A 22,539-nucleotide genomic window follows, 5' to 3' on the forward strand; every position below is an offset into this window, starting at 1 on the left:
GGCAAGAAGTGCCAAGTTTAATGGATCTCAAGATAAAAGAGGGACAAATTTTTGTCATTTTTTATGACCTCTTTACGGCTTATAGTGTTTGATATTCTGCGATCGCTTTTCGCCCGCGCAGAGCTAAAAAGGCCAGAAACTGCTCGACACTGTGCGTAATCACTTTCTCAGCAGCAATACCAACGTTCTCAAGCAGTTCACTGGCCAGGTGAAGTTGGCCGATATCTTGACAAAAATGGGCATCGCTGCCAGTGGTAACATAAGCACCATGCGCTTTCGCCACCTTAGCAATTTCATAACAGCGATCGACACTCCCTACCCTGCTGTGTCCTTTTAAGGTGCTGTTATTAATTTCTATCGCAACGTGATGCTGGGCGGCGCAGGCGATCACCTCATCAAAATCAAAATCGAAATTAGGGTTACCTAAGTGCCCTAGCGCATCCACTCGTCCACCTTTAATCACATTGATTAACGCTTCGGTATGCGCCGCTTTATCGGCAGGCTGAAATACGGGCTCATGAAAACTGGCGATAACCCAATCTAAGTTTTGATCAACAGAAGGGTGAACATCAATCTCGCCAGCACGATTCATGATGTTGGACTCAATGCCTCGGATAATGGCAACACCGTCTAAAAAGCGCGGCAAAATACGTTGATTGGAGAAGAACCAATAATGCGGCGCTCCAGGCATCGACTGCGCATGATCGGTTGTGCAAAACATTGCCAATCCATTTTCTTTAGCTGAACGCGCGTTTTCAATAAGCGTGCTGTATGCGTGACCGCTTGCATAAGTGTGAGTATGAGTATCAACGACAAGATTCATTTTAATTATTCCATTCCAACAGCGATGCTTCAGTGTAACAGCCTCGCTGATGGCACTTCAATCTAAGGGCGATATATTCACCATATCGACACTTTTTGACCGGATGAAAACACACCGATGTGAAATGGTTTTTTGCAACTTACCCACATTGAACAATACTTAGCAATGTCATCCAATTCGGAGTTGGTTATGAAACGACGTCGTTACTCACTGAGCATTCACATTACGAGTCTCTTTTTAGTGCTCGCCATGGTGATCGGCATTGTATTGATTGGCATAAGTTATCACCATAGTCAGCAACTACTGACGGTAAGTGCACAAGGATTAAGTAGCGAAAACAGCAAAAAACTGGAATCAGCATTTAAACAAAGTGCCGCACCTATCTTGACTACGCTCGATTTTTTAGCTTTTAGTAACGTAATTGATCAACCGGATAAAGTCATCTCGGACCCACGCCAACTCGCCACCGTTTGGCTGACCTTCCAACGTAATCCACAGTTGGTCGCGCTCTATTATTGTGACGAAGCTGGAGCTTGTACTACATTTCGCTCGCTGAGCTTTGATAAAGCCAAACAGCGTTTTGATGCCCCCGCGCAAGCTCAGCTATTGGCCCATTACACTCAAGTTGATGGCACTAACCGCTTTATCTATTTAGACCAGAACCTTGAAAGCCTGCTCGACAAACAAGATAACAATAATAAATTTGATCCTCGCGTGCGTCCTTGGTTTACCTCGGCAAGTCAAGATGGCGCGATACGCTTAACGGAACCTTATTTCTTTTTCTTCCTACAAACGAGTGGCGTCACACTGTCACGTAGATCGGCCGATGGAAAGAGTGTGCTTGGCGCCGATTTCACGCTTGACTCACTGTCAAAACAGATGAGTACGATGGGTTTTTCTGACAGTGCTCAGCTCATTTTGTTCGATAATCAATTTAGACCACTCGCCCAACACAATACTAAGTTCGAGCTACAACAAGATCCCTCACAGATTGCACAGCAACTACAGCAAAGTACTTTTGCACCAATATTGAATCGGGTCAGCAGCCAAACTTTGTATGAAACGGTCAATATGAATGGCACAACGTGGTCGGTGACGTTAACGCCGGTACTTTTAAACGACAATGTACGCTTGTTGCTGGCAGAAGCGGTACCGCAAGACGATTTGATCGCAGATTTGCTCTCGATGCGAGATCAGCAGATTTTTGTCGCGTTAATCATGCTCGCTATCGCTTTTGCAGTGGTTGGTTTTGTGGCGCAAAGGCTCGCCAGCCCTTTAGGTAACCTAGTGCAATTGACCGACAACATCACGCGCTTTGAATTTAAAAAGACACGCTACCCAAAAAGCCGGATCCGCGAAGTTGCCAATTTAACCCAATCGATAGAGCTCATGGAGCATACACTGCACGACTTGCTGCGACTATTACGCGAAACCGCCAGCAATCAAGAATTCAGTGTGTTAGCCAAAACGATTACCCATCAAAGCTATTTGATCACTCGAGCTGAAACTATTTTGCTCTACACTTACGCCAACGAAAATAACCAATTTATCACCGCAGCAAACCACGCCATCATTCCCTTTAAGCTTGATATCAACCAGTTGTCTCAAGAGATGCCGTGGCTACTTTCTGAACTGCGCAAAGGCCAAACGGTTCATTTATCTAAAACCGATAATTCGATGCGTAAGCATAAAGATGAGCTGTATAATTCTGATCTTTATCTTTTCCCACTGCTCAACCGAGACAAGCAGTTAGTTGGCGTATTAAACCTAGGCTACGAACGGGCCATCACTCCCGATCAGCAAGACAAACATGCATTTTTACGAGAGCTGCTCAGTTTTGCCGAAATCGCTAAAGACAATATCGACAAAATGCAACGGCAAAAGGAGATGCTCAACTCGTTTATTGAATTGATCGCATCAGCCATTGATACCAAATCCCCTTACACGGGAGGCCATTGTCAGCGAGTTCCTGAATTAACCAAAATGATCACTAAAGCGGCGGAAAACGATCGCACCTATTTCCCACAATTTTCCATGACCAATGAAGAGTGGGAAGAGCTCACTCTCGCCGCTTGGTTGCATGATTGTGGAAAAGTGACCACGCCTGAATATGTGATTGATAAAGCGACCAAATTAGAAACGATCTACGACAGAATTCACGAAATTAGAATGCGTTTTGAGCTGCTCAAATGTCAAGCTGAAACGGACTACTGGCAAGGTGTTGCGCAGGGCAAGAACGAGCCAGATCTCAAGCAGCAGTTGCTGACGAACCAACAAATCCTCGATGAGGAATTTGCTTTCGTCGCGCAGTGTAATATTGGCAGTGAGTTTATGAGCGATGATGACCTTTCCCGCTTAGAGCGAATTGCGCAAAGAGAGTGGAAACGGACCTTAGATGATCAACTCGGTACTTCTTGGATAGAGAACCAACGTGCAGGAGAGTCAAAACCATTGCCCACTATGGAGCGCTTGCTTGATGATAAACCCGTACATCAGTTGCACTGGGTGAACGGTTGCCGTCCACAAGATCTGTGGCAAGAAAACTTTATTTTACAACCGGGAGAACTGCGCTATAACCGAGGTGAGCTCTATAATTTGTCCATTCGCCGTGGCACGCTCACTAACGAAGAACGCTTCATGATTAATGATCACATTGTGCAAACCATCATGATGCTCAAGCGGCTACCTTATCCTGAACATATGAAAAACGTTCCTGATATTGCGGGAAGCCACCATGAACGAATGGATGGCGCGGGTTATCCAAGAGGTTTAAGTGAAGAGCAGCTTTCCATCCCCGCTCGAGTGATGGCAATAGCCGATGTGTTTGAAGCACTGACCTCTAGCGATCGCCCCTATAAAAAGGCCAAAACGCTCAGCGAATCGATCGCGATCATGACCACCATGGCCACCACAGGCCATATTGATCCGAAGCTTTACTTACTCTTTTTAGAAAAAGAGATTTATCAAGACTATGCGGATCGGTTTTTACACTCCGATCAGCACAGCCCAATTGATAAAGAAGCACAGATAAAAAAAGTAAAAATGAGTTTGAAAAAGACTTTTTAAAGACCGCGAATATCTAACTCATTCTGGATCAGCACAATGCACTGCGAGGCAAACAGCATTCGAGGCCCAAGGCTGATTTTCTGTGTATTAAGGCGCTTTAAACTGTTCCAACTTTTTTTCGGCATCGGGATGTGGTCTGTAAGTAAAAAGCAGCTGTCGTCAGAAAATTGATGCTCACGGACACTTTCGCCTTTTTTATCCAGTAAATACAAGTGGTAACTTTCAGAAAGGCGTTGCACCAACTTTTCAAAACTGATGGTTTCAACCGTGAGTCCTTGCTCGACCTCTCGGGTTTGCTCTTTGCCCATACCCACAGAAACATCTAAAGCGAGGCCTATTTTGGTCAGCAAGGCTTGCTCGTGAAAGCCACCGATATTGTGCAACTGGCTCGACTCAAAGCATAAAGTCCGCGAGAAATCTTGCGTACTTTCCAGCACTAAGTAGACCACCACGTCATCACGATGCGACTGCGCAGTAAAAATAGCGTTCATGAGTACGTGGGCCAAAATTTCGGTGTGGGCTTCTTGCCCAACAGAGGCTAAAAAAGTCTGTTTATCCGTGGAAGCGGCACGGGCCCTTACAACAAAAGCTCTCATGTGACTGACTCAATTCATTCAATAAAGCACGGACTCTATCACAATCTCCATCTACTGGAATAGTGATCTGCTGGTGAAGCTACGGTTCGCTCGTCAACACAGCTTTGCTTTTCGGGAGCCCCAATGAAATGAGAGTGGTCAGCAGCAGAAAACCAAACGAAACCCACAAACACGCCGCTAATCCCCAAAGTTGGAAAACCCACCCGGAAAGCACGGTACCGATTAAACGCCCCATCGCGTTTGCCATGTAGTAAAAACCAACATCAAGCGATACACCATCCCCCTTGGCATAGCTCACGATCAAATAGGAATGCAGCGATGAGTTAATCGCAAAGACCGCGCCGAAAAGCAGTAACCCCGCGATGATCACGACTTCCGGATGCCACTGCGCTTGAATGCTGTAGGCGATCAAACCAGTAATCAGCGCCAATAGCACCGCCCAACCGAGCGCAGAGCGCCCATCCGGTACTTGACCTGAAGTACTGCCCGTTATTTTAGGGGCAAAACCTTGGATCACTCCGTAGCCAATCACCCACAGTGCTAAAAAGCCGCCCACGGCGCTATGATCCCAACCAAAAACACTGCCCAGATAAATGGGTAAAGCAATCACAAACCAAACGTCTCGCGCGCCAAACAAAAACAGGCGAGCCGCTGATAAGATGTTCACGCTGCGTGATTTGGAAAAAATCTCTGAAAATTTCGGTTTGGTTTTGGCTTTGCCAATATCGGCTTGTAAGCTGAGCAAACTGCCGACAAAAACCAATAGCAATACCGCCGCCATAGCCGCTACCGCATATTGAAAGCCGATCCAAGAGAGCAAGACGCCACCGAGGAAAAAGCCGGCCCCTTTTAGGGCGTTTTTTGAACCCGTAAGAATGGCTATCCACTTGTAGAGTGCCCCTTGTGCATTTTCAGGGACTAACGTTTTGATCGCACTTTTTGCACTCATTTTATTGAGATCTTTTGCGATGCCCGATAACGCCTGCGCCGCCATCACCCAAGGAATGGTTAACCATGCAGCAGGTACAGCAAGCATCAAGAGCGCGAATATTTGCATGCCAAGGCCAATATTCATGGTGCGATTCAGCCCTAAACGCGCACCAAGCCAACCGCCAATCAGGTTAGTGACCACGCCAAAAAATTCATAAAAGAGAAACAAAGACGCAATCGCTAAGGTCGAATAACCCAAATCATAAAAATACAACACCACTAACATGCGCAGCGCGCCGTCAGTGACGGTAAAATTCCAATAATTAAAAGTCACTAGCATGTACTGGCGAACGTTTTGGTTGAGTTGAGACAGCATAATCACTCTCTTTGCCAAAGAGCCACCTAAGGCAGCTCTTTGGGACTGTTATTGATTAACAAATTGTTTGATGTACTCAACTTGTACATCTTTGGTAAATGCACCCGGCCTTAATGATTGAACTTGAGTAATAATGTTTTGCAGTTCCCAACCTTTCTCCAGCAATAAATGAGCAGCAAGTAAACCAGTACGACCCGATCCACCCATGCAATGCATGGCAATCTTATCTCCCTTGGCAAGCGCCTGATGAAGTGACGGGGAGATACTTTGCCAATGCGTTTGAAACTGATGGTCGGGCGCGCAATCATCTTCAATTGGGGCATGAAACCATTGCAGCCCCGCGTGCTCAACCACTTTAGGCAAGTCACCAACGCCTTTCTCTTGCATCTCTTCATGACTTAGAGCCGTCACCACAACGGTAACACCTTGAGACTTCAATTGTTCAATACTCTCAACCAGAGGCAGATCTTTTGTCCCCGGGCAAGGCGTCAATACCAAACCAGCGCTGTTTTCTGTAACGGGCAGTTCCCATGTAGGATGTGTCATTTCTTTGCTCCTTTATGCCAAACCGACTTTGCGTACTAATTCTGCGGTACGCGTTGCGTAACCCATTTCGTTATCATACCAAGCGTAAATTTTCACCATGCGCTTGCCCACCACCATGGTCGAGAGTGCGTCGACAATCGTTGAGCGTTGGTCGCCTTTATAATCAATCGATACCAATGGCCGCGCTTCAAAACCGAGAATGCCTTTGAGCTCATTTTCTGAAGCGGCTTTAAGTAGCGCGTTGACTTCTTCCGCGCTGGTATCGCGTTTCACATCAAAAATAATGTCAGTTAACGAGGCATTGGCCAGCGGCACACGCACCGCGTGACCGTTAATTTTGTCTTTCAGATCGGGGAAGATTTCCACAATCGCTGTCGCAGAACCTGTAGTTGTTGGGATCAAACTCATACCACAAGCACGCGCACGACGTAGATCTTTATGCGGTGCATCCAAAATGGTTTGCGTGTTGGTCAAGTCGTGAATGGTCGTAAACGATGAGTGTTCAATACCCAGTTGCTCATGAATCACTTTGACGATAGGCGCAATGCAGTTGGTGGTGCAAGAAGCGGCCGTAACAATCTGATGTATTTGTGGATCAAAGATGTGGTCATTGACCCCAACCACGATATTGGCAATCCCCGCTTCTTTTACCGGAGCCGATACCACCACGCGTTTAACACCTTGCACTAAATACTGATTCAAAAACTCAGATTTGCGGTGTTTACCTGTTGCTTCGATGACCACATCACAACCAGACCAATCCACATCATTGATCGCTTTTTGTTGTGAGGTACGAATAACCTTACCGTTGGCAATGATCGCATTACCGTCGCTTGTCACTTGGTGATGCCAACGGCCTTGTATTGAATCAAATTCGAGCAAATGAGCCAAGGTCGCCGCGTCACCCGCAACGTCGTTAATTTGCACAAATTCGATCTCTGGCCAATCAAATGACGCCCTTAATGCTAAACGACCAATGCGGCCAAATCCGTTAATTCCGACTTTAATCGACATCTTTATTTCCTTTTATCCCTTCTAAACACAGCATTCTGGGCGAGATTCCATCTCTGCCAGCCTTTGCATATCTTGTTGGTATTCTTTTTTCAGGCAGTTGGATTCCACCAGCCCTTGAATTTGTTTTTTCATCCATCCGGGTAGTTGGTCCGATAACCGATAAAACACCCATTGGCCTTGCCTTGTATCAACCACCACGCCACTGGAACGAAGTAGAGCCAGATGGCGAGAAATTTTCGGTTGGCTCTCATTTAACGCTTGTGTCAACTCGCCGACACACACTCGTTGCTCGCGTGCAATCATGAGTAAACAGCGCACCCGTGTTTCATCGGACAGCAATTTAAAAAACTGATGAGGTAGCATTTTACTTATCTCTGCATATACGGATATGCATATGTATCATATAAAAAGAAATCGCTGTCAATAGAAAAGTTACCGCTAAATAAAAGTTACCGCTGACTTCAGAGAACAATGCTAAAGCGAGCAGTAAAATAGCTGATGGTATGTTGCAGGGCTTTTGTGGCATTTTGATTACAATCGATTTCCCAATAGATCTATTTTTGATACGCCTATCATACCCCGATGCATCGCAACATTGGGATCAAGAGTTCGTGCGTAGCAGAACATAGATGACGTTTCTAACTCATTCACAAACATTTCACATTTTCAAAACAGTCTACGGTTATGAAATTTAATGAGAAAAATATCCTGAAGTTCGGACTCAGAGAGCGCTAGTATTTCTTTTTCATACGCAGCGCAACGTTGACCAAGGCAATCAACACCGGCACTTCAACCAAGGGCCCAATCACACCCGCAAATGCTTGATCGGAATTTAAACCGAACACGGCAATGGAGACCGCAATCGCCAGTTCAAAGTTGTTGCCTGATGAGGTAAAAGCAATTGAGGCATTTTGATCGTAAGGAATGCCCAGTTTTTTACCAATGAAAAAGCTGACAAAAAACATCACTAAGAAGTAAATCACTAAAGGGATGGCAACGCGTATCACGTCCATCGGCAGTTCAATGATCATCTCGCCTTTCAGGCTGAACATCAAAACTATCGTCGCTAGTAGTGCCACCAGCGTAATCGGTGAAATACGCGGAATAAACTCCTCGTTGTACCATTGCTCACCTTTCGCGGCCACCAACCATTTGCGGCTCAAAAAGCCAGCTAAAAATGGGATACCGAGATAAATCAGCACACTTTCTGCGATATCGAGAATGGTAATATCAACCACAAAGCTCTCGAGCCCAAAATACGGCGGCAAAACAGTAATAAATAGCCACGCCATAAAACTGTAAGTGACAATTTGAAATGCACTGTTGAGCGCCACCAACGCTGCGCCGTACTCTTTGTTCCCACCGCTGATATCATTCCACACCAATACCATCGCGATGCAACGCGCCAGACCAATTAAGATCAGTCCGACCATATAACCGGGATAATCGCGTAAGAAAATGATCGCCAGCGCAAACATTAAAATAGGCCCGACAATCCAGTTCATCACTAAAGAGAGTGTGATGGCGCGTTTATCACGAGTCACTTCACCTAGCAGGCTGTAATTCACTTTTGCCAGCGGTGGATACATCATCAAAATCAAACCGATCGCCAGCGGAATATTGGTCGAACCGACCGACATATTTTCATTCCATTGCGCTACTTGCGGAAAGAAGACACCGATCGCTACCCCTAACCCCATCGCAAGGAAAATCCACAAGGTTAAATAACGATCGAGAAAACTCATTTTTTCGGCTGCAGAGGCTTCTGCGCAGACAGGTAATTCACTCATACATCACATCTCTCGGTAAGTCTAAAAGGGAGCCGCGCACAACTTTCTACTTACAGCCATGGCGAAATAGCAACGCTAAAATTTCATTCATTTTGACAAGATGGGTGAGCAATACGCGTTAGCTCTTGCGCAATCAATGCAGCATTGTGGCTCAGCGTGATGTCCAATATCTGCACCATCCAACTTTCCAGCTCAGGATTAATTTGGTAGTACACCCACTTGCCGCGCCGCTCATCAATCACTAATTCATTTTTTCTCAGTTCAGCTAAATGACGTGACACCTTAGGCTGACTTAATTGCAACGCATTCATTAAATCACACACACACAACTGCCCTTTGTGCTTCATCAACAGCAAGGATTTAAGCCTCGTCTCTTCAGACAAGGATTTATAAAAAGATAAACTGCGGCACATAAACAATACATATGGAATATCGAATGTGTTCAAGTGTAAGGAGCAAAAGAATAAAAGTCAAACACCAGAACTATCCTCGCGTACGACCGGCAGCGCTTGAAAAACACCGTGATAACGGGAGGAATCGACGACTGCAATACAAATAGTGATCGTTTGGTTGACCTACACCACATCAATGATTAGGATCACATTTTCAAAATCAACCAAGAGATGTTGCGAATGCTGCTTACGCCGCCCTAGATTGATCTTTACCTCTCACAACTCACCTTTTTATTTCATTTTTTAGAGATTAAGTATGCTACAAAATATTAAGCGCGATTGGTTTTCCAATGTGCGAGGGGATGTTCTAGCTGGCACTGTCGTTGCGTTAGCATTAGTTCCTGAGGCAATAGCCTTTTCTATCATCGCAGGTGTAGACCCTAAAATCGGCCTTTACGCTTCATTCAGTATTGCCGTGATCATTTCAATTGTCGGTGGACGCCCCGGCATGATCTCAGCAGCCACTGGAGCAATGGCGCTGTTGATGGTTACTTTAGTCAAAGAGCATGGCTTGCAATATCTACTGGCAGCCACTGTTTTGACCGGGGTTCTACAAATACTGGCCGGTTACCTCAAACTGGGCGATTTGATGCGTTTTGTATCACGTTCGGTCGTGACGGGGTTTGTTAACGCGCTGGCGATTCTGATTTTTATGGCGCAATTACCAGAGCTGACCAATGTAACATGGCACGTTTACGCCATGACACTCGGTGGGCTGGCGATTATCTACCTATTCCCCTACGTTCCTGTGATTGGCAAATTGCTACCTTCGCCATTAGTGTGCATTATCGCCTTAACTCTGATTGCTATCAGCTTTGGCATTGATATTCGCACTGTGGGCGATATGGGTGAATTACCAGATACTTTACCGATATTTTTATGGCCAGATGTTCCGCTCAACCTTGAAACCTTATGGATTATATTTCCTTATTCAGCCGGATTGGCCGTTGTCGGTTTATTAGAATCAATGATGACAGCAACCATTGTTGACGATTTAACCGATACCAGCAGTGATAAAAATCGTGAATGTAAAGGCCAAGGTATCGCCAACATTGCCACCGGCTTTCTTGGCGGCATGGCTGGTTGTGCGATGATTGGTCAATCGATCATCAACATTAAATCCGGCGGACGCGGCAGGCTCTCTACTTTTTGCGCCGGTATTCTACTGATCATCATGGTGGTGTTTTTAAGTGATTGGCTCAAGCTCATCCCGATGGCGGCTTTAGTGGCGGTAATGATCATGGTTTCCATTGGGACCTTCTCTTGGAGTTCGGTAAAGGATCTCAAAACTCACCCACTTTCTACCAGCATCGTGATGATCGCGACCGTCGTTGTTGTGGTTGCAACCCATAACTTAGCGATCGGTGTCGGTGTCGGCGTGCTGCTTGCTTCTCTTTTCTTTGCTAACAAAATTGGCCGCTTCATGGTGGTTAAAAGTGAACTCTCTGAAAATGGAGAAGAACGTACCTATCGTGTTGTTGGGCAAGTCTTCTTTGCTTCGTCAGATCAATTTATGAACGCGTTTGACTTCAAAGAGGTCTTAGAGCGTGTCACTATCGACCTCTCTGCAGCGCACTTTTGGGATATTACTTCGGTTTCTTCGCTAGATCGTGCTGTTATCAAATTCCGACGCGAAGGGACCGATGTAAACATCATCGGTATGAATGAAGCAACAGCAACGATTGTCGATAAATTCGGCGTGCATGGTAAGCCAGAAGAAGTTGAAAAGCTGATGGGCGGACATTAAGGAACAGATTATGACCAATATTATTGCTTGCATCGATGGATCGATTTATTCACAGTCGGTCGCCAATTTAAGCGTGTGGACCGCCAAAAGCTTACACGCACCATTAACCTTACTGCACGTACTTGATAAAGCGGCTAATCAAACCGAAAGTGAACTGTCTGGTAACATCGGTTTAGGCAGCCGAGAACAGCTGTTGAAAGAGCTTATTGAACTAGACGAAAAGCGTTCTAAACTGGCCTTAAGGCACGGTAAAGCGTTACTCAATGAGCTAGAAACTAAAGCTCATGAACAAGGTTTACAAGATGTGCATAAACTGCAAAAGCACGGAAACCTGCTGGAGACTTTGCTTGATCTTGAAAACGAAATTCGTGTATTGGTGGTCGGTAAATCAGGTGAAGTGCACCAAAACGACGCCATGGCTGTTGGCTCTCAATTAGAGAGTATCGTGCGTACAATGAAGTCCCACACCTTAGTGGCAACGGGTGATTTTACGCCACCACAAAGCTATCTATTAGCCTTTGATGGCAGTGAAATTAGCCAAAAACTAGTGGATAAAGCCATTAAAACACCGCTGCTAAAAGGGCTGGAGTGCCATTTGGTGATGGTGGAAGATAACCACGATAAAGCGATCGCGTTTAAAGCTGCCGCCGAAAAATTGTGTGAACACGGTATTCACGTTGTGGAAGCGTGCTTATCTGGCGAAGTTCATAAGGCGATTCTTCAGTACCAACAACAAAACCAACTTGGCATGATCGTCATGGGCGCGTTTGGACACTCTAAACTTCGTCAGTTTTTTGTTGGTAGTAACACCACTCGGCTCTTAGCTGAGTCAAGCGTACCTATGTTGTTGATACGTTGACAGTTGATGTATTAATCACGTAGATGAAAGCCTTCCTCGGAAGGCTTTTTCTATATTGAAACAATGTGCTGTAGAAAGTGGCTATGACTTTTAACCATTAAAATAAACAGAACAAGGCTATTCACGCTCTTGCGAGTACTTCTCCACATGCCGGTTCAAAAAATACATACCCGCCGAGCTCAACACATAATGTTTGTCTCCACATGGATAGAGAAAATTACGATCAGCCAGATAAGTCATTGCTTTATCCCACGCTTCAATACCGAGTGCTTGGCGAATATCGTTATAAATGGTTTGACTTGCAATCTCTTCAAGTGACGTGCGGCCTAAACCAATTGCTGGCGTGGCTAAATCATCCAGATCAAAGCCTTTGTCCACCCAGTAACGCGCAATGATCAACAACATGGCTTGGATCTTGGTCGCATTGGTATCAGCGTCTTCTTCTACTTCATTGCGACTAATATAGAAAAACTCACCCTCTACATTGAAATTCAAGCTATAACCGATATGCAGATAAAGCTGAGTAAAGTGATCTAGGTGGCTGTACAACTCAGTGTAAAGTGGGCTATCGGTAAACTCATGCTGGTAAAGATCGTAAACCTGCTTGGTGATTACTCTGCCATTAACAAAAGTCGCGTAGATCTGTTGGCTTTTCGCCATATTGATTTGTGAAAAAACCGTGGTCATTGCTTCACTCTCTCGGTTCGGATTTTACGATATAGATAAATGGTATTTTCTTGTACTAAGCGGTGACGAGAATTGGTGACTTTCACTACATGGCCATCAAGCATCTCATCACTACGCAGCACGAAGTTAAGCCCTTCCAGCAAATCGACGAAATGATAGTCCACAAAATGCATTTTTAACCTACGGTGCAGTGCCAAGGTCAAATCTTGATACTCCGCCATTTGCATCTGCTTGACCAACTGATAGATCTGCTCTGCACGCGCTAATCGACGCTCCATCGAATCATCTTTTGAGCTCGTCAGTTGCACATAGCGATGTTGCCTCAGCAAACTCTGATCCGCGACTCTTGCTTCAATGTCACTCACCACATTATTGAGGTAAGCTTCAGAGCTACTGATGCGTAGCACTTTGGGCCTTGCTTGCTGCATTAGCCCCATAAACGCACCGTTATTGCGGGCAAAATCACCATCAATCAGGCTACGCTTAAGGTTATGCCGAGTCGCATCGAGTGCTTCGGTCAACTCGACAAACGCAGCCTCAATCGCATTAAACTGCTTGAGACGTTTTTTCGAGCGGGCGAGGAACTGATCGACGGAATGCGATACTTTGCTGATCTGGTTATGAAAGCTGTTAAAACTGATCTCATATCTCAGCATGGCGGTTGCCCTTTGATGATCCTGGTGTAGCTCAAACTGACGACGCAGTTTTTGTAAGCACTCAAACAAATTTGGACCATCTTGCAAGCGGCTTTTTTCATCCAAAAACTGCCGAGTAGGCAAAATATGCCGCGACAACAAGTGGGAAATTTTGCTGATCGACTCGCGCTGGAGTAAGGAGAACGCGTGAGGATTCTCTGCTTTAGCCGCCAATTCGCTTGCCTCACTCAGCTCTTGGTTGATGGTCTGCATTTTAACCAGATTAAGCCGAATACTGTTGAGCAACTCACTCAAACGGTGAAAGAGCTCATCGATTAGCTCTTTGTAATCAAGATCAGCATCGCTGAACAATAAGGTGCCCGATTCAATCCGGCTGAGTAGCAAACGCAGCCCACCTAGCTGAGTTTTCAGAGCAACATCAGTGAGATCTTGAAACAAACTGCGGTCAAACAATCGAAAAACACCTATCACTGAGTGGTCGAAGATAAGCCGACTCTCTCCACCAAACTCATCCTTATCGACTAAAATATGCGCTGAAAGTAGGTTTTCGGTGGAGAAAGCCGACCTAAGTTGCTTCCTTTTATCATGACCTTGACTCTGCATGTAACGATGTAGACGCCCGACAAAAGTCGACTCTCGGACATAAGGTTCACCGATCTCGTCCATTTCACGGATCATGTCACGCATAATGGTATGGTGCTCAAGCATGATGGCAAACGTCGGGATGGTCAGCAGGCGTTGATCACTCATCAGCCTCTCCAAACATATCAAGTTGCTCGCGATCCAGCGCGCTGCCTTTAGTGACAAAACAGTCTGCCATACCAGTAAATGCGATCGTTCTCGCAGGATGATACGGTGTGGCGGTGCGCATCGAGTCCAATCTGAAATGTTGGCCAAATTTGAAAATGATTTCGCTTGATGCCGAATTAGTCGACGCGCTCAACACTCGAAAACCCGCCTGTTTTAAATTCGGCAGCAACCAATCAAATTGAGAGCTGTCGACCGAAGCGCCCTCATCAATGATCAGTGGAAAATGCGTAGTACACGCCTTGTTTCTCAGCCGACCTAGCAGAATTTCCACCAGCTTGAGGTTGATCAACATGATGGTGGAAGTCGATTGAGATTTGCTCTCCCAACCACTTTGCCCTTGTTTTTTGACCCGATAGGCAATACCAGACACAATCTGTTCCATGGTCAGTAAAGCCGCTTTTCCATCTGGGAAAAATTTCTGACTAAAGGCTTTTAGGCGTTCAATAAATTGTTCTGAAGCTTTTTGATCTGAGTGGGTATCAAGATGCTCAATTTCACCGACCAAATCACTAAAACGGGCTTCGACTTTGATCTCTGCTTCGACCTGAAGCAAATCATTAATCGTCACGTCCGCAAAAGATAGGTTAATACTTTGCTCAAACAGACGCACCATTTCGCGGTTATTTTTCAGCTCATTGATGATGCTGTGAATGGAATGCTTATGCTCAACAAAGTTTTTACGCAGAATGTCAAATTCTTCTTCCAATCCCTGATACCGCGATTGAAGCTGTTCGAAAGCATGCACTAACAATTCATCATCAACAAACGAACGCATCAGCTGGTCATCATTCTCTAGTACTTGGTGACGCACAAAACCTTGGACGCCTTCCACGATATCGGATCTTGCTTGCCATTTGCTTTGTAGATTGTCGATACAAATATGTAAATTGTCTTCGCTAATCGCCAGCAATGGGTCTGGCATCACTGAAAATCCGCTGGTAGATAAACCGTGAGCTTGTAACTGTGCTTTGGCTAACTGCCAATGCTGAGTCAGTTTTTCCAACTCGGCCTTTAACTGTGCCACTTTTTCTTGTTGGCTATAAAATGTTTGCCGCTCTTGATCGACGAGTTCTTTCTGGCGGTCAAGCTGCCGTTTGAGCTGTTGCAGCTTGTTTTCGACCTCTTCAAGCTCTTGATTGAGGATTTGCAACTGTTGAGTATTATTGTTGCTGGCCAAAAGTAATTCGATTTCACCTCGGGTACGGCTGATTTCAGTTTTTAGCGCGGCGATGTTTTTTACCTGCTCAAAACGGTTTTCATTACCAATTGCGACGATTTCAGCAACGCGTTTGCGTTTGATCTCCAGCTGCGCTCGAACCTTATCCAGTTGCGATTTATCAGACTCGCGCCTGTCCAGCGACAGTGCATCAAGCTCTACCCCAAACCAATCATAACCCACTCCATTAGGTTGGATCAGATCGGTAAAGGCTTCCATCACCTCAGCTTCCAAAGCAGTTAAGGCTCGTCCTGGGTTGGCTTCTGCAATATCAAGGTTCACCGCTGCCAGTTTTAACCACACGGGTGGGGGTAACTGGTTAAACAACTTGTATTGCTGATTGTCCACCGATGTCTGGTAGCGTAGTTCCATTGCTTCATACTTAGCAATGGTCTGATTGAGTTCAAGTAACTCTTGGTGACGTTTTTCAGCATCCTGTTTCAGCTCCAGTTCTTGCTCTTTCAAGGCCAGATGTTCACGGTGACCTTCAATAATGAGATCGATAGTCTCAGATTGATCATACTGATTGATGATCAACTGAGTTTTCTGCACGAGGTCATCAAGTTTCTTCTGCTGACGCAACCAAATGTTTCGCTCGCCATTGAGCATTTTCTGCTCACTTTCCGTATCCGTGCATGCTTGATGCGCAGAACGTACGCGGTTATCAATAAGCTTAAGTTGGCTCTCTTGTTGTGCTAACTCTTTGCTCTGTTTGTCAATGTGACTTTGCGCCATCATGCTGTACTGCATTAGCGCTTGTTCCGCGTTTTTGTTACGCATTAATTCACGATAACTGGCAGCCAGTGTGTCAAACTCAGGTCTTAGACTTTCAATCTCTTTCAGCAGCCGTTCACGACGAGCCAGCGCATCATTGTGTTCAATAAAAGCATCAATATCGAAATTGAGCGCATCTTTACGCTCTTTTTTCTGCGTTTCAATGATATTGGCTACCGCAAGGCGCACTGTGTCCGAGCCAGTTTTCATATCAAACAGTAAGCGTACCAGAGAGCGAAAAGCGTCGACATTGGCATCTTCGGTGGTGCTAAGCGGGAACAAACAAAAACGCATTGCATCCACATCAAGCAGTTGATTGGCGTAAATCAGTTCTTTGATGGCCGCAGAGCGCACTAAGGTTTTAAAGTACTTATCTTCACGCTTAAGGAAGGCTTGCACTTTGCTTGGGCTCAATCCCTCTACTCGACCGCCAATGCCATCATCGCCACTATCGGCATCCCAAAATAAGGGGCGGATTTGATCATAACGCAGCGAGGTGAACAGACGACGATAGTCGAGCTTATCGGCGCTACCGCGATAGAGAATTTGACAATGAGGCAAACGCCCTCCTAAATAGTTGTCACACTCTAAGATCAAAAAGCTACTGCTGCTGGGAAAATAGTGTTCAAAACTCTCGTCATCGGAGAAGAATTTACCTTCTTTATCTGAAAAACCGAATTTCTTGGCCGAGTTTTTGAAGTTTTCTTCCGGCAGTAAAAACAATCGAATAGCATTGAGAAGCGAGGTTTTACCGATATTGCCACCACCGATCAATATTCCCCCTTCACGAAGGTCAATTTCGGCGATGGCTACCCCAGCCGAGTCGACCGCGACAAGGCGTGAAATGCTAATCAGCAGGTTATCGATAGCGTCGTTATGCATGGCTTAATCCTGTGGTGATGCAGGCAGTAAGGCTTCCTGCTCTAGAAAGGCGCGGGTTTGATTGAGTATATCGGCTTCTCGTGATAGGCCCAATTCGCGGGCTAGCTCAATCGCCGCAACGAGTTGTTCGGCACTCTTCGGAACGAGTTTGAATTGATTTCGATGGACGTCCCAATCCGGCGGTGCTAACCAACGGCACTGGGGCAACGATTTTTTTAGCGTTTGAAAAATTGTCAAACCACCTAAGTCGAGGTCTTGCGCACAATAAATGACCTCATATTGTGTAAGAAAATTGCGGTTGAGCAGGTGACAGATCTGATTGCCCGCACCGAGTAAGATATCGCAACTATCGGCCAAATCCGAACACTCAAGAGCATCAAAAAATGCGTGGTAACGGTAGAAATTTTCAATATTTTCGATGATCACCGCGTGACGACCGCTAAGCTGACCTTCCGTTTTGAATCCCTTTTCATCACTGAGCACAACAAACGGAACCTGTGCCTGACAATGACGATTTAATAACAAGATATGAGCAAAACTACTGGAGAAATCATGGGAGCGACCACTTTTTGCGGCGCTGATCCTATCCTGCGCTATAGGCAAATAGAGTGCATGATGCTGAGCACTGTCAATAATGCTTAATTGATAACCACCACGCACACGGACAGCTTGGTAAATGTTTCTCCACTCAAGGAAGTCAGAAAATGGCAGACAGCGGATAAAACGATCAAGGTTGATCGCCTCTCCCCTTTCTATTTTATCCAGATATTGATTGAGCTTCATGGCGATGGTTCCGTTATCTGTCTGATACCAAAGATTAAACTCTATCGCTATGCAAAAGCCATATCAATATCAAAATTAGGGATTGGAAGCCCGTTGTAATTGGTAATACAAAAAAATGCCGGACGTTGTACCTAATAATGCTAATAGGAGCCAAATCCAGTTGGCTGAAAAATTTTGACCAAGTAGCCACCCTGCCGAACTGTTTCCCACAAAAGCAAACAGCCCGCCAACGCAAGATTGTAATCCGTAGTAACTGGCCAATTTTCTTGATGGCGCGAAGTGGGGTATATAAGCCCCAAGCAATGGATAGACCATCATCGAACCGAAACTGAGCAGTATTGCACACAAAATAAAAGGTAATGCTGGCCATGGTGGAAACGAAACACTGAGTACTAAAAATGCACAGCCCATGAGTGTCATGCCCCACCCCATGCCCTTGGCCGTGCCAAAGGAGCGGTCAATCCAACGACTGACTGACATTTGTAAGGTTACCCCCATGAGAGAAGCGATCATAAAGACCCAGGTAATAACAGTGGGATCATTCGTCTCGGCTCTCGCATGAGCGGGTATTGCCATGTAAAGTTGATGAAATAGTACTTGGTACATAGAGGCGGCGAGAACAAAGGCCATAAAAGGTTTGTTGCTTAGCATCTGCTTCCATTCCGCCCAAAATGGCTGCCGAATAATGGAAGAAACTTCCTCTTGATGCGGTAAGAAAAACCACTGTAATACGAGCAATAAGGCAAACACGCTCGCCGCTAACACGCCAACAAAGATAAAGCTGAAAGCCAGTAAAGCCAGACCAACTAATGGCCCCAATAACATTCCAGCCTCACTGGCTAGGTTTTGTAGGGCAAAGACTCGAGTACGTTGACGGCTTTCAGGGTACTCCGCCGCGAGATACGCTTGGCTGCTAGGAGTAAATAATGCGCCAGCAAACCCGGTAGCAAACGCCCCAGCGATAATCCAACCCAATTCAGTACTGACGGCAAGCAGTAAAAAACCTGCAATTCTTACAACACAACCTAGCAAAATCATCGGTTTGTAACCAAAGCGATCCCCTAACGTCCCACCGACTAAAAACAACCCCTGCTGGCTAAGCACGCGCAAGCCAATCACTAGGCCAATATAAGCGCTACTTAACCCTAAGTGTTGTAAGTGGTCAGCCAGGTATGGCATTAACATATAGAAGCCGAGGTTGAAGCTCAGGCTATTCGCTACCAACACTTTTCCTGCAGGCGAAAGGCGTTGCCAATCTTGCACTGTCGCAACCAAGGAGCGGCGCATTATTGGAACGGCTCCATCAGTACATCAATTCGTCTCAGCTTTAAATGCATTTTCGATCTACAACGACCCTGTTTGAGACTAACTTGCTCAAGCTTCTGTGCTTTTCGGATCTGAATACTCCTCATCACTGCGTTGTTAGCTCTGGGGAACGTCGAGTACGAATAAAAGGGATCCCCTGATCATCGAGCAATACATCCGCATCCACTTGATATAACTGGTGAATCAATTCAGAAGTGAGTAAGTCTTGTGGTTTACCCTGCGCTAATAATTGGCCTTGTTTCATCACCAGTAAGTTATCGGCGTATTGTGCGGCAAGGTTGAGATCATGCAAAACCATGATGGTGGTGTATTGATGTTGACGAGTTTGATTGACCAAATGTTCTAACAAAACATGTTGATGATGTAAGTCGAGTGCACTCACAGGTTCATCCAGCATTAGGATTGACGGACGCCGCATCAGCGCTTGAGCAAACAAGATCATCTGGCACTGTCCACCACTCAAAGTTCTAACATCTCGGTGCGCAAGGTGGCTAAGGCCCAAACTGGAAAGAATTGATAGAGCATCGTTGAGCATCTGGTTGTCGATACGCATACTCAGGGCGTCCAAACGCCCAAGCAGAATAACTTCAATCACTGACAAATTAACATCAAGATGGATATCTTGCGGCATATAGCCAAACTGGTTTCGCCATTGAGCGAGGCTATGTTTACTCAATACCTGTTGATTAAATCGAATTTCCCCAGCTTGCATGCGTATATCACCAAACAAGGTTTTGAGTAAGGTACTTTTCCCTGTTCCATTTGGCCCCAGAATTGCGGTGACGTGACCCGGTTCTAATGAAAAATTAACCGCTTCGGCCAAAACTAATTCACCAAACTGAACATGCAGATTGTTAACATGCAGCATCTAACGCTTCCTCGCAATGATCAGCCAAAAGAAAAAAGGCACCCCAACAATGGCGGTGACAATCCCAATAGGAAAGAGTGCACCAGGCACAATCACTTTCGACAACACAGAAGCAATCGATAAAAGAAGAGCTCCGATTAAAAAGGATAATGGCAGAAAGAAACGTTGATCTTCCCCTACCAGAATTTTGGCAATATTGGGTGCAACAATACCAATGAACCCAATAATTCCGACGAAGCTGGTTACGGTGGCGGTCATAACTGCCACAATCAATAATGTCTTTAGCCTTAACCTCACAATATTGACTCCGAGGCTTTTGGCTCGCTCTTCGCCTAAACGTAATGCCGTCAGTTTCCAAGCATCTTTGAGTAACAGCAATACACTCAAACTTACCACCAAAGCGGTGATCATCAGGTTATTCCACGTGGCTTTAGATAAGCTGCCAAACAGCCAAAATAAAATTTGTTGGCTCAGCTCCGGTGACGAGATGAACTGCACCAATGACAGCAGAGACTGGAATAGAAATAGCAAAGCAATACCAGCAAGGATCAATTGCCCTGAACCGATATGGCGAACCGACGCCAGAGCAAACAGAAAACAAGCAGAAATCATGCAGCAGACAAAAGCGCCGAGTGGCACCGCAAAATGGCTATCCATGCCTAAAGAACCAATATAGAGCACCAATGCAGCGCCAAATCCCGCGGCAGCCGCCATTCCCAACGTATAAGGACTCGCCATAGAGTTATTAAGTAAGGTTTGCATTTCTGCGCCACCCACGCCGAGCGAGCCGCCCACAAAAATGGCCATTAACGCGATGGGTAAACGTAAATTTTTTACGATCACCTGTGTTGACTCATCCACTTGAAAAGGAAGACCAACCCATTCCAGCAGAGCATGTAAAACTGAGGTCACATCGATCATCGATGGGCCGGTCATAATATCAAGGATAAAAGAAAAGGCGAGCAGCACGCCGAAAGTGAGCAGCATCCAACTACGACGACGCTCGCTTTTACGCTGCGTCATTACCGCTTCTTGTAGTACATCAGAGATCATTTTTTATTAACCTGTTAAAGCAACATCCGTCCGCTTTGAATAAATCTCAGCCAAAGTGGATGCTCACCGCGATCCATTTGCCAATATGGCAAAGGTCTCTTAGGGCTTGGTAGAGCGATGGATAATAGCATTCAATAAATGGTAATTACTATGATTTGCGCTTGCTAAATAATAACTATTTGCATAACTGTTTGTTATATTCTTATAATCCTTTGAAGAATCTCAGGCTAACCAATCTAGTCAATATCAACCCCCTTGCACACTTAAAGAGTTTACCGTATGCACATAAAGTTCCTCCTTTTGGCTTCGCTGGCGTTTAGCTCGGTCGCCTTCTCTGCGGTGACGACCGTCACCGATGTATTAGATAGACAAGTGACCTTTGAGGCACCCGCTCAACGCGTTATTGTTGGGTTTTATCCTGAAGACTATATGGCGATAGGTACAGAATCGGCTTATGACAATGTGGTTGGAATGTCGAAATATATTTGGCAAGCTCGTCCGACAAACTGGGAAATGTACGTCAAACATCGTCCAACACTGGATGACATTCCCGAAATCGGCCGCGTAGATACCAACTCATTTTCGCTAGAAAAAGTCATTAGTTTGAACCCTGACCTTATCATGCTTGCTGATTGGCAATACAAAGCATTAGGTACTGAAGTTTCTCGTCTCGAAACGATGGGAATACCGATTGTGGTCGTTGACTACAATGCCCAGAGCGTAGAACGACATGTGAAGAGCACTCAATTAATTGGCATCATTACTGGCCAAGAAAAACGGGCAGAAGCGATTGCCGGTGAATATCAACAAAACATAGCGATGATCACTCAACGCCTTAACGCAGCCAATAAACCTAAACCTAAAATCTATACAGAATATGGCGCAACAGGCGTTAATGAAGTGGGTTATACCTTTGGCAAAAATATGTGGGGAGCCATCGCAACCATCGCAGGAGGCGATAATATTTCCGCCCCTTATGTCGAATGGTGGGGAAAACTGAATCCAGAACAGATTATCGCTAGCAACCCAGACGTCATTGTTATCACGGGCTATGAATCAGGCAGTGTTGACAGTGCCATGGTTATTGGCCAAGGCGTATCAGAACAAACAGCGAAGCGACAATTAGCCGGGTTTAAACAACGGCTCGGCTGGTCTTCCATTAATGCGGTTAAGAACAATCGGATGTATTCCGCCTATCATGGCGCATGTCGAACCATTATGGATGGTGCAATGATTCAGTTTTATGCCAAAGCGCTATACCCAGATCTCTTTACCGACCTAGAAC

Annotated in this window: 19 protein-coding genes; 4 read left to right on the forward strand and 15 right to left on the reverse strand. The window is 45.5% G+C overall.

From position 1 onward, the window contains the following. Positions 1-79 precede the first annotated feature (79 nt). Complete coding sequence (locus B9J87_RS05840; protein ID WP_064626355.1) at positions 80-823, reverse strand: phosphatase; 744 nt, start codon at positions 821-823, stop codon at positions 80-82. A 189-nt stretch (positions 824-1,012) separates the two neighbouring features. Between B9J87_RS05840 and B9J87_RS05845 the strand changes: the two genes are divergently transcribed. Further along, positions 1,013-3,889 (forward strand): HD domain-containing phosphohydrolase, encoded by a 2,877-nt coding sequence (locus B9J87_RS05845; RefSeq protein WP_254918100.1) that lies wholly within the window; start codon positions 1,013-1,015, stop codon positions 3,887-3,889. Here B9J87_RS05845 and trmY read toward each other — a convergent pair. From trmY to B9J87_RS05880, 7 genes are all read right to left on the reverse strand, one after another. Next, the gene (gene trmY, locus B9J87_RS05850; protein ID WP_094149725.1) at positions 3,886-4,485 is read right to left on the reverse strand and encodes a tRNA (pseudouridine(54)-N(1))-methyltransferase TrmY; all 600 of its coding nucleotides are present in this window, start codon (positions 4,483-4,485) and stop codon (positions 3,886-3,888) included. The two genes, B9J87_RS05845 and trmY, sit on opposite strands and share 4 nt — an antisense overlap. Positions 4,486-4,564: 79 nt before the next feature. Further along, positions 4,565-5,797, reverse strand: coding sequence for an organoarsenical effux MFS transporter ArsJ (gene arsJ / locus B9J87_RS05855; RefSeq protein WP_094149727.1), 1,233 nt, complete (start codon positions 5,795-5,797; stop codon positions 4,565-4,567). Between the two features lie 42 nt (positions 5,798-5,839). Beyond that, on the reverse strand, positions 5,840-6,337 hold the full coding sequence (locus B9J87_RS05860) for a cyclin-dependent kinase inhibitor 3 family protein (protein WP_094132338.1): 498 nt from the start codon (positions 6,335-6,337) through the stop codon (positions 5,840-5,842). A 12-nt stretch (positions 6,338-6,349) separates the two neighbouring features. Further along, positions 6,350-7,351, reverse strand: a complete 1,002-nt coding sequence (locus tag B9J87_RS05865) for an ArsJ-associated glyceraldehyde-3-phosphate dehydrogenase (protein WP_094149729.1) — start codon at positions 7,349-7,351, stop codon at positions 6,350-6,352. Between the two features lie 21 nt (positions 7,352-7,372). Continuing rightward, positions 7,373-7,714, reverse strand: coding sequence for a metalloregulator ArsR/SmtB family transcription factor (locus B9J87_RS05870; protein ID WP_013868027.1), 342 nt, complete (start codon positions 7,712-7,714; stop codon positions 7,373-7,375). A 368-nt stretch (positions 7,715-8,082) separates the two neighbouring features. Continuing rightward, positions 8,083-9,141 carry an ACR3 family arsenite efflux transporter gene (arsB, locus tag B9J87_RS05875; RefSeq protein ID WP_017048957.1) on the reverse strand — a complete coding sequence of 353 codons (1,059 nt, stop codon included), beginning with the start codon at positions 9,139-9,141 and terminating at the stop codon, positions 8,083-8,085. An 83-nt stretch (positions 9,142-9,224) separates the two neighbouring features. After that, a complete protein-coding gene (locus B9J87_RS05880) occupies positions 9,225-9,554 on the reverse strand; it encodes a metalloregulator ArsR/SmtB family transcription factor (protein ID WP_094149731.1) in 330 nt (109 codons plus the stop codon). 295 nt (positions 9,555-9,849) lie between these two features. On the opposite strand from B9J87_RS05880, the gene B9J87_RS05885 reads away from it, so the two are divergent. Next, positions 9,850-11,340: a SulP family inorganic anion transporter gene (locus tag B9J87_RS05885; protein WP_013868030.1), complete on the forward strand. Its 1,491-nt coding sequence runs from the start codon at positions 9,850-9,852 to the stop codon at positions 11,338-11,340. 10 nt (positions 11,341-11,350) lie between these two features. Continuing rightward, positions 11,351-12,199, forward strand: coding sequence for a universal stress protein (locus B9J87_RS05890; protein WP_094149732.1), 849 nt, complete (start codon positions 11,351-11,353; stop codon positions 12,197-12,199). 117 nt (positions 12,200-12,316) lie between these two features. On the opposite strand, the gene B9J87_RS05895 is transcribed toward B9J87_RS05890, so the two are convergent. The 7 genes from B9J87_RS05895 to B9J87_RS05925 form a co-directional block, all read right to left on the reverse strand. Continuing rightward, positions 12,317-12,886: a condensin complex protein MksE gene (locus B9J87_RS05895; protein ID WP_094149734.1), complete on the reverse strand. Its 570-nt coding sequence runs from the start codon at positions 12,884-12,886 to the stop codon at positions 12,317-12,319. Next, positions 12,883-14,292 carry a hypothetical protein gene (locus B9J87_RS05900; RefSeq protein WP_094149736.1) on the reverse strand — a complete coding sequence of 470 codons (1,410 nt, stop codon included), beginning with the start codon at positions 14,290-14,292 and terminating at the stop codon, positions 12,883-12,885. The genes B9J87_RS05895 and B9J87_RS05900 overlap by 4 nt, the downstream gene beginning before the upstream one ends. Continuing rightward, complete coding sequence (locus B9J87_RS05905) at positions 14,285-17,224, reverse strand: hypothetical protein (protein WP_094149738.1); 2,940 nt, start codon at positions 17,222-17,224, stop codon at positions 14,285-14,287. Before B9J87_RS05905 ends, B9J87_RS05900 begins: the two co-directional genes overlap by 8 nt. Before the next feature lie 3 nt (positions 17,225-17,227). Continuing rightward, the gene (locus tag B9J87_RS05910) at positions 17,228-18,007 is read right to left on the reverse strand and encodes a Wadjet anti-phage system protein JetD domain-containing protein (RefSeq protein ID WP_094149740.1); all 780 of its coding nucleotides are present in this window, start codon (positions 18,005-18,007) and stop codon (positions 17,228-17,230) included. Between the two features lie 75 nt (positions 18,008-18,082). Continuing rightward, the gene (locus tag B9J87_RS05915) at positions 18,083-19,294 is read right to left on the reverse strand and encodes an MDR family MFS transporter (RefSeq protein WP_176429488.1); all 1,212 of its coding nucleotides are present in this window, start codon (positions 19,292-19,294) and stop codon (positions 18,083-18,085) included. A gap of 124 nt (positions 19,295-19,418) precedes the next feature. Further along, positions 19,419-20,201: an ABC transporter ATP-binding protein gene (locus tag B9J87_RS05920; protein ID WP_094149744.1), complete on the reverse strand. Its 783-nt coding sequence runs from the start codon at positions 20,199-20,201 to the stop codon at positions 19,419-19,421. Beyond that, positions 20,202-21,254: a FecCD family ABC transporter permease gene (locus B9J87_RS05925; RefSeq protein WP_094149746.1), complete on the reverse strand. Its 1,053-nt coding sequence runs from the start codon at positions 21,252-21,254 to the stop codon at positions 20,202-20,204. It lies immediately after the preceding gene. 279 nt (positions 21,255-21,533) lie between these two features. Between B9J87_RS05925 and B9J87_RS05930 the strand changes: the two genes are divergently transcribed. Continuing rightward, a partial coding sequence (locus B9J87_RS05930) for an ABC transporter substrate-binding protein (RefSeq protein WP_094149748.1) occupies positions 21,534-22,539 on the forward strand: 1,006 nt, incomplete at its 3' end.

Source organism: Vibrio sp. V19_P1S1T109 (genome assembly GCF_002241375.1).
Classification (GTDB): domain Bacteria; phylum Pseudomonadota; class Gammaproteobacteria; order Enterobacterales; family Vibrionaceae; genus Vibrio; species Vibrio anguillarum.

Bases quoted from the DNA above. Each gene is read 5' to 3' on its own strand.
- B9J87_RS05890 (WP_094149732.1), top strand. From the start codon at position 11,351: ATGACCAATATTATTGCTTGCATCGATGGATCGATTTATTCACAGTCG.
- B9J87_RS05870 (WP_013868027.1), bottom strand. From the start codon at position 7,714: ATGCTACCTCATCAGTTTTTTAAATTGCTGTCCGATGAAACACGGGTG.
- B9J87_RS05910 (WP_094149740.1), bottom strand. From the start codon at position 18,007: ATGAAGCTCAATCAATATCTGGATAAAATAGAAAGGGGAGAGGCGATC.
- B9J87_RS05845 (WP_254918100.1), top strand. From the start codon at position 1,013: ATGAAACGACGTCGTTACTCACTGAGCATTCACATTACGAGTCTCTTT.
- B9J87_RS05920 (WP_094149744.1), bottom strand. From the start codon at position 20,201: ATGCTGCATGTTAACAATCTGCATGTTCAGTTTGGTGAATTAGTTTTG.
- B9J87_RS05900 (WP_094149736.1), bottom strand. From the start codon at position 14,292: ATGAGTGATCAACGCCTGCTGACCATCCCGACGTTTGCCATCATGCTT.
- B9J87_RS05860 (WP_094132338.1), bottom strand. From the start codon at position 6,337: ATGACACATCCTACATGGGAACTGCCCGTTACAGAAAACAGCGCTGGT.
- B9J87_RS05915 (WP_176429488.1), bottom strand. From the start codon at position 19,294: ATGCGCCGCTCCTTGGTTGCGACAGTGCAAGATTGGCAACGCCTTTCG.
- B9J87_RS05880 (WP_094149731.1), bottom strand. From the start codon at position 9,554: ATGTGCCGCAGTTTATCTTTTTATAAATCCTTGTCTGAAGAGACGAGG.
- B9J87_RS05925 (WP_094149746.1), bottom strand. From the start codon at position 21,254: ATGATCTCTGATGTACTACAAGAAGCGGTAATGACGCAGCGTAAAAGC.
- B9J87_RS05840 (WP_064626355.1), bottom strand. From the start codon at position 823: ATGAATCTTGTCGTTGATACTCATACTCACACTTATGCAAGCGGTCAC.
- B9J87_RS05905 (WP_094149738.1), bottom strand. From the start codon at position 17,224: ATGCATAACGACGCTATCGATAACCTGCTGATTAGCATTTCACGCCTT.
- B9J87_RS05885 (WP_013868030.1), top strand. From the start codon at position 9,850: ATGCTACAAAATATTAAGCGCGATTGGTTTTCCAATGTGCGAGGGGAT.
- arsB (WP_017048957.1), bottom strand. From the start codon at position 9,141: ATGAGTGAATTACCTGTCTGCGCAGAAGCCTCTGCAGCCGAAAAAATG.
- B9J87_RS05895 (WP_094149734.1), bottom strand. From the start codon at position 12,886: ATGACCACGGTTTTTTCACAAATCAATATGGCGAAAAGCCAACAGATC.
- trmY (WP_094149725.1), bottom strand. From the start codon at position 4,485: ATGAGAGCTTTTGTTGTAAGGGCCCGTGCCGCTTCCACGGATAAACAG.
- B9J87_RS05865 (WP_094149729.1), bottom strand. From the start codon at position 7,351: ATGTCGATTAAAGTCGGAATTAACGGATTTGGCCGCATTGGTCGTTTA.